The sequence below is a fragment of the Streptomyces sp. NPDC049687 genome, from assembly GCF_044465285.1.
Taxonomy (GTDB): domain Bacteria; phylum Actinomycetota; class Actinomycetes; order Streptomycetales; family Streptomycetaceae; genus Streptomyces.
Genome location: NZ_JBITLN010000027.1, coordinates 42251 through 54846, shown reverse-complemented (window position 1 = coordinate 54846; position 12596 = coordinate 42251). Strand labels below are relative to the sequence as shown.

The following is a 12596-nucleotide window of genomic DNA, read 5'->3' as shown; positions in this document are numbered from 1 at the left end:
GGGGGGGGGGGGGGTCGCGGCCCGGGGGGGGGGCGCCCCCCCGGGCGGCGGGGGGGGGGGGGGGGGGGGGGGGGGGGGGGCCGGGCGCCCCCTTCACGTGTGCTGCTACCGCATCGTTCGCGATGCCCCGATGCTGAAGATCTCCATGGAGACCCCCGACCGGGTCAGTCCGGCCACGGCATTCCGGAATTCCTTGATGTGCGCGGTGGTGAAGTGGTCGTCGAGGGCCTCCTGGGACACCCACCGCTCGTACACCCGGATCCGGCGTTCGTCCGTGGGGTCCGCGGTCATGGCGTAGTCCAGGCAGCCGGGCTCCTCGGCACGGGTGCGCTTGCCGACCTCGACGAGATGCCCCAGCATCGTGTCGCGCTGTGCGGGGTCGTAGTCCATCCAGCCGGCGACGATGATTTCCTCTGCCACGGTGGTCCTTTCCACGGTCATGCCCGTGGGCCCGCCGCCCTCGGTCAGGAAGGAGCGACGGGCCCACGGGCCCTTCAGATGGCGAGTGCCGCCGGGACGCTGTCCACGGTGACCGTGCCCTTGGTGCCGTCGACCGTGATCACCATCCCGTCCCGCAGCCGCTGCGTACCGTCCTCGACGGAGATGACGGCGGGGATGCCCAGCTCGCGGCAGACCACGACGGCGTGGCTGTTGAGCGCGCCGACGTCCACGACGGCCGCTCCGGCGACGAGGAACAGCGGGGTCCAGGCGGCGTCGGTGATCGGTGCCACCAGCACCTCGCCGGGTTCCAGCGCCTCGCACGAGGCGGGGTCGGTGACGACCCGGACCCTTCCGGTGTACGTGCCGTGGCTGCCACCGACGCCCTTGAGGACGTCGCCTCCGACAGCGGCCTCGGTGTGCTCGTCGCTGCGCCGCGGCCAGCTGTCGATCTCGGTCCGGGAGTCGTCCGCGATGAAGAACGGCGGTTCCAGTTGGCGGAGTTCGCCGTACTCCTGAAGCCGCTGGGCGATGACGGAGCCGAAGCGGTCCGGATCGGCGACGTAGTCGTCGAGCTCGGTGTCCAGCAGCATCATCACGTCTTCGGGCTGCGCGAAGCGTCCTGCCTCGACACCGCGGCGGCCGAGCTCGCGGATCGCCATCCGGATCTCGTTGATGACGGTGACGCAGTTGGCCTTGGTCCGCTCGCGCGCCGGGATCCACACGTTGGACGCGTGCATTCCGGCGTCGAACATCGGCTGCGCGTCCTCGGGGAGGGCGCCACGCACCTCCGCGGCCGTCGCCTGACGGTGTGCTGTGAGCCGCTCGTGCCGGGCGGCCGGAGAATCACCGTCGGAGCTGTGCCGGATCCGGTCCACCAGGGACAGTGCCTGGATCGGGGAGGCCTCCCAGGACAGCGCGTGGATGTCCCACTCGTTGGGGCCGCGGTCGCCGGACTCGGCGAGGAACTCGTCGAACGAGTCCCGGAACGTCTTCACGTCGCCGGTCGCCCCCTCGAGCGCCTGCTCCACCGCGGCCGGCCCCTGGTCGAACAGCGCCGTCAGTTCGGCGGAGGCCACCACCTGCCGGGACAGCGTCCACAGGCCCGCCGAGGGACCCGCCGAGTCCACGTCCCCCAGACCGCTGATGAGGTCGAGCATCGCGCCGGGACGGTCGATGCTCGCGCACAGCGGGCCGAGGATCGCCGGTCCGACCGATGCCGGCAGCGACGACTCGACATGCCTCTGGAAGGTGGTCTCCACCTCGTCCAGCAGGCCGCGGGCACGCGCCACCAGTTCGGCGTCGGACAGTTGCGTCAGGGCGGGCCGCTCCCGGCGGATCCGGCGCAGCCGCTCATGGTCGGCGTCGCCCTCCGGGTAGCCGGTCTGGCCGAGCATCTGCCCCAGGATCCCGCCGGCCTTGGCCGTCAGCTCCGTGTCCTCGTCGTCGGGGTGCGCCACGTACACCGGGGTGTCGGAGCGCTGGCCGACGAAGGCCGCGTCGATATCGGCCGCAGTCTGGCCCATGCGGATGCCGAACAGCCGCAGGTGCGACAGGTTGAGGTAGAAGTAGCCGCCGAAGATCCCGACGAACGGAGGCCGGGTGCCGGCGATCTCCTCCTCGCGGTAGATGCTGAAGTCGATGAAGCCGCGGCGCCAGCCCTGCAGGCCGCGCCCCCAGACCAGGCTCCAGCCCAGCGGGCTGGCCGGCTCGGGCAGGGTCTCGCCCGCGTTGGCCCGGGTGTAGTGGGGCAGTCGCTCGCTGCGCTGCCAGTCGGTGATCCAGTGCTTCATGGTGATGGGGCTCCCGCCGTCCGTCGCGCCGCTCACCACTGCGCCGTGCCGCCGTCGACGCTGATCAGCGTGCCGGTGATGCCAGCGCCCGCGTCGCTCGCGAGCAGCCTGGCGACTCCTGCGATCTGCTCCACGGTCGTGATCTTCTTGGTGGCGGCGTGCTCGGCGAACCGGCCCAGCCACTCCTCGTAACTGATGCCCTCGGCCTCGGCCGCGGCGGGTCCCGCGGCCCGCATCAGGTCGGTGTCGACGGCGCCGGGACAGATCGCGTTGCAGGTGATGCCGAGGGTGCCGTACTCGAAGGCGGTCGCCTTGGTCAGACCGTGGATGGCGTGCTTGTTGGTGATGTAGTGGCTGATGGCGGGCTTGTTGGCCTGCTTGCCCTCGACCGAGGAGATGTTGATGACCCGGCCCCAGCCGCCTTCCAGCATGGGCTTCAGCGCGCGGCGCGTGCCGTAGAAGTAGGCGTTGAGGTTCAGGTCGAGCGCCTTGTGCCAGGCCTCGTCGCTCAGCTCGTGGACGGGCGCGAAGCCCTCCGTGCCGCCGACGTTGTTGACCATGATGTCCAGTCGGCCGAAGCGCTCGACCGTCCAGTCGACGAGTGCCTCGATGTCCGCCTGGCTGCTGGAGTCGCAGGCGTGGAAGGTGGCCTTGTCACCGGCCTGGAGTTCCTCCAGTGCCTGCTTGCCCTTGATCTCGGAGCGGCCGCTGAGCACGACCGTGGCCCCGTCGGCCAGGAAGGCCTCGGCGATGGCGCGGCCGATACTGCGCGTGCTGCCCGTGATCACTGCGACACGTCCGTCGAGGCTGCCCGTAGCCACCATGCTGGTCTCCTGCGAGTGTGGTTGGTTGGTCATCTGGACGCTTCGTCCAGGAGGCGGTAGATGGTGCGGTGGAAGTGCTGGAGCCCGGGTTCGTTGCGTCCGAAGACGAAGTCGGTCCCGGCGAGGGCCTTCAGCCCTCGCTGCACTCCGTAGGTGGTCGCGTAGTCCTCGTCGCGGACCACCTCGTAGAACCACTCGCCGAACTGGTCGGCGGCGTGGCGCTCCTCCTCGGTGACGGCGGGCTCGCGCAGCAGGATGATCTGCTGGGTCACCGATTCGGTGGCCGTACGGGGGATCACGATGGAGACGGCGATCTTGTTGCGCCAGGTGCCGGCGATGGCCAGACCGGGGAAGAGCCAGTAGATGGCCCCTACGACGTCCCCCGGATCGCGCTGGTCCGCGGGCAGTTCCGCCAGGTCGGCGACGGGCCGCAGGGCCGCACCGAGGCGCTGATGAGGTCCCCAGGTGTCGTGGGCCATCATGTTGGAGAAGTTCGTCTCGAAGACCGTCTTCGTGTGCAGTGACGCGAAGTGGTAGGTCTCCAGGTAGCCGTCGAGGGTGACCTTCCAGTTCGGACTGGTCAGCTCACGGGTCGCGTAGTGGTGGCAGTCCGCGAAGCGGAGCCCCTCCAGCAGCGGCTGCAGGTCCCCCAGCCACGCGTCCAGGTCGTGCTCGGCGGCCGGATCGAGCGATACGAAGACGATGCCGGCGCGCTCACCCACGGGAAGCCGGATCAGGCTGCGCTTTTCGCGGGGTACCTCACCGAAGGTCTTCTCGGCGTACACGCCGCGCAGCTCGCCCGCCAGGTCGTAGGACCAGGCGTGGTAAGGGCAGGTGATCCGTTTCGCCACGCCGCAGCCCGGCTCGACGAGCTCGGCCCCGCGGTGCCGGCAGGCGTTGATCATCGCGTGGACGACACCCTGGCGGTCCCGGGTGATCAGGATGGGTACGCCGAGTACGTCCAGCGCCTTGTAGGTGCCCGGTCCGGGGAGCTCGGCCGACATGGCCAGGGGGAGCGGAACGCTCCGGTGGACCGCGTCCATCTCCCGCAGCCAGCGGTCGGCGTCGAGGTAGTTGTCGACGGGTTCCGTCCACTGCTCCTCGGCCTCGTGCGTGGTGTTGTTGATGTAGTGCTCGATGACACGCTCAGCGAGTTCGGCCGCCTCCTGCCGCGTGGCCACGCCCGCGGCGTCCGTGGAGCGGTCCTGGCCGATCCATGAGGTGTATTCCGGAGCGGGGGGCGGCAGGGGACGTTCGTCCTCCGCCGCCTGGGTCTCCGGTGAATTGATCTGGACCACGATGTCCTCAATCCTCCCCAGCCGCGAGCTGGTGAAAGTCCTGGTGCGACAGCTGTGCTGCGACCGCCACAAGAACAGGAGTTAGTGTTGCGTGTCAATAGAAAGTGCTGAACTTCGTCGGGTGGAATTGCACAGGTCAACCTGCCTTCTGTGACAGGGGCACGCCCGGCTCGACTGGATCTTTCTATTGAACGGATCCAGCTATTGGGGTGAGATGGGTGGCTGGCGGCTGGCTGGCCGACGGAGGGGTGGTCCGGTGACCGATGAGACGACCGGTCCGGCCGAGGGGTCCGGGAGGGCATGGATGACCCAGCCCTTCGAGGCCGGGGTCGTGGTGCGGGACCTGGAGGTGATGGAGCGTTTCTATGCCGAGGCGCTCGGCTGCGTCCCCGTGCATCGCTCGCACATCCCGCAGGCGATCGCCGGCCCGGCCGGACTGGGCGGGCGGCTCCTCGTCGTCTGGCTCGAGGTGCCGTCCGGGGGGCGGATCAAACTGATCCACCCTCGGGCGGGTGCGGCGTCCATCCCGGCGGCCGTGCCGCTGGCCGGACGCTGCGGTCTGGCGTATCTCACCTTCCACGTGGACGATGTCGCGCCCTTCGTCGCCGCGCTGCCCTCCGCCGGTGGCAGGCCGCTGTCGTCGCCGGTCGTGGTGTCGGCCCGCGGTCGGCGGATCAGCTTCTGGGCCGATCCGGAGGGCAATCGCGTGGAGCTCGTGGACCGGCGTGGTGACGACCTCGAAGCCGGTTGAGCCCTGCCCGTAGTAATTAGAGAACCTCTTCAGTAAGGTGCCCCTGCTGGTTACTGTAGGCCGGCACAATAAAGTCCGATTGCTTGACAAAACCTCGCTCGGGGCGAAGGGGCGGACGATGGCTCAGAGGGCATCGAAGAAGTCGGCCGATCCGGTCGCAGACCAGGCATCAGTGCAGGTCATCAGGGATCTGCACGAGCGCATGGTGCGTATCCGGCTGTTCGAGACCGAGGCGGGAAAGCTCATGGAGGCCGGCAAGCTGCCGGGCTTTCTGCATCTCTACGTCGGCCAGGAAGCCGTGGCCGCCGGGGTGATGGCGGCGCTGCGCGACGACGACCAGATCACCTCCACCCACCGCGGACACGGTCACGCGGTGGCCAAGGGAGTCAGCTTCCGGCACATGTACGCGGAGCTGTACGGCCGCGTCACCGGCGCCTGCCTCGGCCGCGGCGGCAGCATGCACATCAACGACGTCACCCTCGGCATGCTCGGTGCCAACGGCATCGTCGGCGCCGGCATCCCGATCGCCGTCGGCGCGGCCTTCGCCGCCCAGTACAAGGGTGAGGACAACATCGCCGTCAGCTTCTTCGGCGACGGCGCCACCAACATCGGCAGCTTCCACGAGGCCGCCAACATGGCCGCCGTACTGCGACTGCCGGTGCTGTTCTTCTGTGAGAACAACGGCTATGCCGAGTTCACCCCGCAGTCCAAGCACATGCTGCTCACCGACGTCGCCGACCGGGCCGCTGCCTACGGCATGCCCAGCGTGATCGTCGACGGCATGGACGCGGTCGCCGTCCACCGCGCCACCGTCGAGGCCGTCGCCCGCGCCCGGTCCGGTGAGGGCCCCATGTTCATCGAGGCCAAGACCTACCGCTACTACGACCACCAGGGCGTCAAGGGTCTGCGTCACCCGTACCGCTCGGACGACGAGGTCGCGCAGTGGAAGGCCCGCGACGCGATCGACCTGCTGGAGAGCCGTGCCATAGCCGAAGGCATCGCCACCCGCGCCGAGCTGGACGACACCTGGCAGCGCACCCGCGACGACATCGCCGACGCCGTCGCATACGCCGAGGCCAGCCCGCTGCCCGACACCTCCGACCTGCTGCTCAACGTCTACTCGGGATGACCGCCATGACCACCATCACCGAAGCACCGGCCCTCGCCCCCGGCGGCACGGCCCGCAAGCTCAGCTACGTCAAAGCCTTCAACGAAGGTCTCGCGCAGGCCATGCGTGAGGACGAGAACGTCTTCGTCGCCGGCGAGGACGTGGCCGGCTACGGCGGTGTCTTCCGCATGTTCGACAACCTGCTCGACGAGTTCGGCCCCCGCCGCATGATCGACACCCCGATCTCCGAGGCCGCCCTCGTCGGCCTGGGCGTGGGGGCGGCCGCCCGGGGCCTGCGCCCCGTCGTCGACCTGATGTTCATGGACTTCATCGGCGTCTGCCTGGACCAGATCGTCAACCAGGCGGCGAAGATGAAGTACATGTTCGGCGGCTCCGTCTCCGTTCCGCTGACCATCACCACCGCCTCCGGCGCGGGCCTGGGCGCCGCCGCCCAGCACAGCCAGAGCCTGGAGGCCTGGCTCGCCCATGTGCCCGGCCTCAAGGTCGTGATGCCCAGCGACGCGTACACCGCCAAAGGGCTGACCGTCTCGGCGATCCGCGACAACAACCCCGTCGTCGTGATGCTCAACAAGGTGCTGCTGGGCAGTACCAGCGAGGTGCCCGAGGAGATCTACGACATCCCGCTGGGCCAGGCCCACACCGCGCGGCAGGGCTCCGACGTCACCGTCATCGCCCTGGGCCGCATGGTGGGCGAGGCGCTTTCCGCGGCCGACGAGCTGGCGGCCGAAGGGGTGGAGGTCGAGGTGATCGACCCCCGCACCGTGCAGCCCCTGGACACCGCGACCATGATCGCCTCCGCGCGCCGCACCAACCGGGTCCTCGTCGTGCACGAGGCCGTCACCTTCGGCGGACTGGGCGCGGAGATCGCCGCACAGATCCAGGACGAGGCCTTCGATCACCTGGACGCGCCGGTTCTGCGCATCGGCGCCCCCTTCTCCCCGGTGCCGTTCTCCCCGGTGCTGGAGAAGGCCTACGTGCCCGACCGCGCCCGCATCGCGCAGGGCTGCCGTCGTCTCCTCGAAAGGTCGTGACGAAGTGGCGGTCGAAGTTCTGCTGCCGAAGATCGGCCTGACCATGCAGGAAGGCACGATCGACGAGTGGCTCGTGCCGACCGGCGCCACGGTCTCCGAGGGTGACGCACTGATGCGTCTGAACACCGACAAGGTCGACGTGGATGTCGAGGCGGAGGCCGGGGGAGTGTTCCACCCCCTGGTCGCCGCCGGGACGACCGTCCCGGCCGGGACGCTCATCGGCTGGCTGCTGGCCGAAGGCGAGCAGCCACCGGGCCCGGGGGGTACGCCGATGCCCGCCGGGCCCGGGTCGTCCAAAGCCGCCGCGACGGCCGACGCAGCTGTAAACCCCGTGTCGCCGTCGGTCAACGGCGCCGCTGACATCGCCGGTGTGAACGGCTCGGCGGGTCTCAACGGTGGCGGTGCCCGCCTTCTGGCCTCGCCCAACGCCCGTCGGGTGGCAGCCGAGGCCCGCGTCGACCTCACCGCCGTACGCGGCACCGGGCCCGGCCGGCGCATCGTCTCCGAGGACGTGGAGGAGTACCTGCTCGCCGCGGCATCCTCGCCGGCGGCCATGGCACCCGCTGCCCCGCCGCCCGTCGTACCGGACGGTCAGGTCAGCCCCGTCTCACCACTGGTCCGCCGACTGGCGAAAGAGCGGGGCATCGACCTCGCCGACGTCCGAGGCACGGGCGCGGGTGGCCGGATCCGCCGGGCCGACCTCGAAGCGGCCACGCCGGCTCCCGTATCGGCACCCACGCCGGCACCGGCGCCGGCGGCAGCCCGCCGGGCCACCGCGGCACCCCGGCCCGGGGACGTCGTCCCCCTCACGGGGATGCGCGGCGTCATCGCCCGCCGGATGCACGCCAGCCTCCAGGAGATGGCGCAGCTGACGCACGGCTACGAGGTGCGGATGGACGCCGTCGTGGCCCTGAGGACCCAGCTCAAACAGGAGTGGGCCGACAGCGACCTGCCGGTGCCCAGCCTCAACGACTTCCTGATGAAGGCCGCCGCCCTGGCCCTGCGCGAACACCCGTTGCTCAACGCGGGGGTGCTCGAAGACGGCATCCACCTCTTCGAGGACATCCACGTCGGATTCGCGGTCGCCGTGCCGAACGGTCTGCTCGTCCCGGTGATCGAGGACGCAGCCGCGCTTCCGCTGCCCGAACTGGCCTCACAGGCCAGGGAGCTGGCTGAGAGCGCCCGAGCCGGCCGGATATCACCGGCACAGCTGGACGGTGCCACGTTCACCGTCACCTCGCTGGGCGGATACGGAGTCGACTTCTTCACCCCGGTGGTCAACCCGGGCAACGTCGCCATCCTCGGAGTGGGCAGGCTGCGGGACGGCGTCGAGTGGGTGGACGACCAGCCACGGCGGACTCAGGTGCTCACCCTGAGCCTCACCTTCGACCATCGCGCCGTGGACGGGGCGCCGGCGGCCGAGTACCTGCGCACGGTGGCCGGGTTGCTGCGCAAGCCCCTGCGTCTGCTGGTCTGAGGACCACGGAGGCTTTCGTCGACCCGGCGCCCGCTACTTGGCCGCCGGGTCGACGATGCGCTCGGACAGCCGGGCGACCTCGTCGACGAAGGAGCGGTGGCCCAGGGAGCGATACACGTCGTCCCCCCGGAGCTGCGAGATCGCCGCCGTCTCCACCAGCGCCAGCATGCCGAGGCCGGTCACCGCCGCCTCCGCGTCCGTGACCGGTGCACGGCCCTTGCGGACCAGCCGCACCAGTTCGTCCAGCAACTGCGTACGGATCTCGTGGCGCAGTGCCTCCGCCTCCTGGCTCATGCCGGCCGAGGACACGAAGAACACGGTGGCGGCGGACCGGTGCTCGCCCAGCCAGACCACCAGCGCCGTCACGGCCGGGCTGATGTCCGAGCCGGGCTCGTGCGCTTGGGTGAGCGTCTCCAACTGCTCGCGCAGCGCTGCGGCGAACACCCGCATTCCTGCCACCAGAACCTGGTCCTTGGAGGAGAAGTGGTAGTACACCGCCGCAGACGTCATCTCCGCCCGCGCCGCGATGTCGGCCACCGTCACCTCGTCGGGAGGCTGGGTGGCGAAGAGCTCCGTGGCTGCTTCGATCACCCACTGCTTGCGCGAGGGGCGGTGAGCTGCACGGGTCCCGGATGTAGTCATGGTGTCAAGTATGCCGCGATCTTCGGGCTCCAGAGCCACCGGGTACCAGGATTTACGGGCTCGAACAGGAAGAGTAACTGGATAACATGGTCAGTACGCCGGAGCGCACAGACACCGGTCGCGGCAACCGCCAGGGAGCATGATGGCCACCACGAACGGCAAGCAGCCCGCCCACCGTCCTTCGCGACGCCAGCACATCATCAGCGCCGCTGTGCGGGTGTTCGGCCGCAACGGCTTCGCCGAGACCAGTGTGCAGGACATCGCGGACGAGGCACAGGTGGTGCCCACGGCGGTCTACTACCACTTCGCAGGCAAGGAGGAGCTGCTCGAACTGGCCATGCGGCTGGTCTTCGACCAGCTGAACGCGGTGGTGGAGACGGCCCGCCCCGACACCGAGCCCGGCGACGCCGCGGGCCTGCTGCGCGTCATCGACGCAGTGTGGGACTGGGTCGAGAAGAACCCGGACGAGGCCCGGCTCTACCAGGTCCAGATGGCCTCCGCCAACGGCAACATCAAGCTGCTGCGCGACGAGTTCGAGGAGCGGCACATCCAACGGGCGTACGACTATCTGCCCGAGAACACCACCCGCAGCCCTCGGGCGGCCAAGTCACGGCACGCCTCGCAGGCGCTCGCGGTCCGCACGCTGATCACCACGACCATCCTGGTGACCGCGCTGCGGGCGGAGGGCGGGCCGCTGTCCGAGCTGCCGTCAGAGTCCCTGCAGGAGGCCGTCAGGTCGGTGTCGCTGCGCATCGTCGCCGCCCGGCAGGAGGCCCCGGCGGCTTCGGCGTGACCTCGGCCTGAACCCGGCCGGTCCCACGGAGCTGTCAGGTTCTGCGCGGGACCGGCCGGAGTCCTTCCGGCACGGGGACTCCATCGGGAGCCCGGTCACCAGGGCAGTGGCTTGCGCTCGGCGAAGAGCCCGCCCGTCGTCCCGTCGCCCTCGGGAAGGGTCGCCAGCCAGACCGGGGTGTCCGCACCCTCCTCAGGACCGCGCGGAGCGGACGCGCCGCCCATACCGCTACGGGTCCAGCCGGGGTCGGCCGCGTTGACCAGGACGCCCGTTCCGGCCAGCTCACCCGCCAGCATCCGGGTCAGGGCGTTCAGCGCGGTCTTGGAGACGCGGTAGGCGGGATGCCGGCCGGAGTCCATCAGCGCCAATGAGCCGTAGGAACTGGTGAGGTTGACCACCCGCCCGTAGCCCGCCCGCACCATTGCGGGGACGACGGCCTCGGCCATCCGCCAGGCACCCACGAGATTGATGTCCAGGGTGGCACGCAGGACCTCCTCGTCGAGGTACGGCGGCCGCAGATCACCGTCCAGCGAGATCCCCGCGTTGTTCACCAGGACGTCGATCCCGCCGCCGACCAGTTCCCCGGCCTTCCGCACCGCCTCGCTGACGCTCTTGGCGCAGCCCACGTCCAGGGCGAGCGGCAGCGCCGCCGGGCCGATGGTGCGGCACACCTCCTCGGCCGCCTCCCGCTTGCGCGCAGCGACCAGTACCCGCAGCCCCCGGTCCGCGAGCTGGCGGCAGATCTCCACGCCGATCCCACGCGCTCCGCCGGTGACCAGGGCGGTTCTGACCTCGTTCATGACACTTCTCCTCAACTGGTCAGTACCGCGCACGCGCTGATCCCGGGCGCCCCGTACACATGGGTGAAGCCCACCCGTGGACCGCCCGGCACCTGCACTCCCGGCGCGCGGCCCTGCAACTGCCTTACGACCTCATGGAACTGACGCAGCCCCGAGGCGCCGACCGGCTCGCCGCCGGCCAGGCACCCGCCGTCGGTGTTGACCGGAATCCGGCCCGTGGGGTCGGTGTCTTTGGCAGCCAGCAGTTCCTCCTGCTCGCCGTGCCCGCACAGTCCCGTCTCCGCCAGGTGGATCAACTCCGAGCCGCTGTCGGTGTCCTGCAACTGGGCGACCTGCACATCCGCGGGCCGCAGACCGGCCCCGCGGAAGACGGCCTGAGCCGCGTCGACGCTCGGGCTGCGGTGCGGTCCCGGCGGCAGCCAGGGCGAGAACACCTCGAACGAGCCGAACCGTCTGGTCCGGAAGGCCAAGGAGGCCAGCTTGACCGGGCGTTCGCACAGGTCGAACGCACGGTCGCCGCGGGCCAGCACCAGCGCGGCCGCACCCTGGCCGGGGGAGCAGAACATGTACTGGGTGAGCGGCGGGCTCACCTCCGCGGAGTGGAGGATCTCCTCCTCGGTCAGTTCCTTGCGCCGCCACGCCAGGGGGTGGCGGGAGCCGTTGCGGAATGCGCGCGCGGCCACCATCGCCAGCGCCCGCTCCGGAATTCCGTACTCGTGAAGATAGCGCTGTGTCTTCAGGGCGAAGAACTGGGTCGTCAGCATCATCCCGGTCTCCGCGTACCAGTCACCGAGACCGTAACGGGCCGCGGAGACGTGGAACGCGCCCCGTTCGTGTTTGTCGAACCCCACGGCCAGCCCGAGCGACGCCTCGCCGGCCCGCAGCGCGTTGGCCACCGCGAGGACCGTCGAGGCTCCCGTCGCGCAGCCGTTCTGCACATTGACGAACGGCACACCGGTCAGCCCCAGCCGGCCCACCAGCGTGTCGGGTTTGCCGGACACGTCGGAGCCGCCCGCCGCGTAGCCGATGTCCTCCCAGGCCACACCGGCGTCGGTCAGCGCCTCTCGTACCGCGCGTACGGCCATGTCCATCCCGGTGACGGACTCGTCGCGGCCGAAGGGGTGCATCCCGCATCCGACCACGTAGATCTCGTCGGCCCGGTTCATCGCCGCCCCTCCGCGTCCGGACCGAACGCGAAGGTCAGCACTTCGGTCCCGTCCTCGTCCTGGAACGCGGGCACCGTGGCGAGCCGGACCGGAAGCCCGATCCGGATGTCCGGACGGGAGGCCGTCAGGCGTGCCTCGACCAGCACCTCGCCGAGATCCACATAGCCCACGAGATACGGCTGGTGACCCCCGGCCGGCGGCCGGTACGGAGGCTTGGGCGGGAACGCCTGCACCGTCCACGACCACACCCGCCCGCTCACCGGCAGCGGGTGCGTGGCCATGGTCCCGTCCGAGCACCTGGGACACGCTTCCTGCCGGGGGAAGACGACGGTGCCGCATCCCGTGCAGCGCGCCCCCACGAGGCGCGGGGGATCCGCACCTTCGAACAGACTGTCGTCGATGAGTCTGGTGGTCATGCGTCGTCCTGTCCTTCTCGCCGGCTGGCACCGATTGC

At 70.2% G+C, this 12596-nt stretch carries 13 protein-coding genes; 5 read left to right on the top strand and 8 right to left on the bottom strand.

Going from position 1 to position 12596, the window contains the following annotated elements; translation table 11 throughout:
- Positions 1-105: 105 nt before the first annotated feature.
- From ACIBVL_RS41945 to ACIBVL_RS41930, 4 genes are all read right to left on the bottom strand, one after another.
- Entirely contained in the window at positions 106-420 is a 315-nt protein-coding gene (locus ACIBVL_RS41945) for a putative quinol monooxygenase (protein WP_399106313.1), read from the bottom strand.
- A gap of 74 nt (positions 421-494) precedes the next feature.
- Positions 495-2231, bottom strand: a complete 1737-nt coding sequence (locus ACIBVL_RS41940) for a PEP-utilizing enzyme (RefSeq protein WP_399106311.1) — start codon at positions 2229-2231, stop codon at positions 495-497.
- A 32-nt stretch (positions 2232-2263) separates the two neighbouring features.
- Positions 2264-3088 (bottom strand): SDR family NAD(P)-dependent oxidoreductase, encoded by an 825-nt coding sequence (locus tag ACIBVL_RS41935; RefSeq protein ID WP_399106310.1) that lies wholly within the window; start codon positions 3086-3088, stop codon positions 2264-2266.
- Positions 3085-4353, bottom strand: a complete 1269-nt coding sequence (locus tag ACIBVL_RS41930) for an aromatic ring-hydroxylating dioxygenase subunit alpha (protein WP_399106308.1) — start codon at positions 4351-4353, stop codon at positions 3085-3087. Before ACIBVL_RS41930 ends, ACIBVL_RS41935 begins: the two co-directional genes overlap by 4 nt.
- A 304-nt stretch (positions 4354-4657) precedes the next feature.
- Here ACIBVL_RS41930 and ACIBVL_RS41925 point away from each other — a divergent pair, with 304 nt between their 5' ends.
- From ACIBVL_RS41925 to ACIBVL_RS41910, 4 genes are all read left to right on the top strand, one after another.
- Entirely contained in the window at positions 4658-5104 is a 447-nt protein-coding gene (locus ACIBVL_RS41925; RefSeq protein ID WP_399106306.1) for a VOC family protein, read from the top strand.
- 118 nt (positions 5105-5222) lie between these two features.
- Entirely contained in the window at positions 5223-6233 is a 1011-nt protein-coding gene (locus ACIBVL_RS41920; protein ID WP_399106304.1) for a thiamine pyrophosphate-dependent dehydrogenase E1 component subunit alpha, read from the top strand.
- 5 nt (positions 6234-6238) lie between these two features.
- Positions 6239-7264, top strand: coding sequence for an alpha-ketoacid dehydrogenase subunit beta (locus tag ACIBVL_RS41915; RefSeq protein WP_399106302.1), 1026 nt, complete (start codon positions 6239-6241; stop codon positions 7262-7264).
- Positions 7265-7268: 4 nt separating this feature from the next.
- Entirely contained in the window at positions 7269-8741 is a 1473-nt protein-coding gene (locus tag ACIBVL_RS41910) for a dihydrolipoamide acetyltransferase family protein (protein WP_399106300.1), read from the top strand.
- A 33-nt stretch (positions 8742-8774) separates the two neighbouring features.
- On the opposite strand, the gene ACIBVL_RS41905 is transcribed toward ACIBVL_RS41910, so the two are convergent.
- Positions 8775-9383, bottom strand: a complete 609-nt coding sequence (locus tag ACIBVL_RS41905) for a TetR/AcrR family transcriptional regulator (protein ID WP_399106298.1) — start codon at positions 9381-9383, stop codon at positions 8775-8777.
- A gap of 142 nt (positions 9384-9525) precedes the next feature.
- On the opposite strand from ACIBVL_RS41905, the gene ACIBVL_RS41900 reads away from it, so the two are divergent.
- Entirely contained in the window at positions 9526-10176 is a 651-nt protein-coding gene (locus ACIBVL_RS41900; protein ID WP_399106296.1) for a TetR/AcrR family transcriptional regulator, read from the top strand.
- Positions 10177-10271: 95 nt separating this feature from the next.
- On the opposite strand, the gene ACIBVL_RS41895 is transcribed toward ACIBVL_RS41900, so the two are convergent.
- From ACIBVL_RS41895 to ACIBVL_RS41885, 3 genes are read right to left on the bottom strand one after another with little or no spacing between them, the layout of a single operon-like run.
- A complete protein-coding gene (locus tag ACIBVL_RS41895) occupies positions 10272-10976 on the bottom strand; it encodes an SDR family NAD(P)-dependent oxidoreductase (RefSeq protein WP_399106294.1) in 705 nt (234 codons plus the stop codon).
- An 11-nt stretch (positions 10977-10987) separates the two neighbouring features.
- On the bottom strand, positions 10988-12142 hold the full coding sequence (locus tag ACIBVL_RS41890) for a thiolase family protein (RefSeq protein WP_399106292.1): 1155 nt from the start codon (positions 12140-12142) through the stop codon (positions 10988-10990).
- On the bottom strand, positions 12139-12558 hold the full coding sequence (locus ACIBVL_RS41885; RefSeq protein WP_399106290.1) for a Zn-ribbon domain-containing OB-fold protein: 420 nt from the start codon (positions 12556-12558) through the stop codon (positions 12139-12141). The genes ACIBVL_RS41890 and ACIBVL_RS41885 overlap by 4 nt, the downstream gene beginning before the upstream one ends.
- Positions 12559-12596 lie beyond the last annotated feature (38 nt).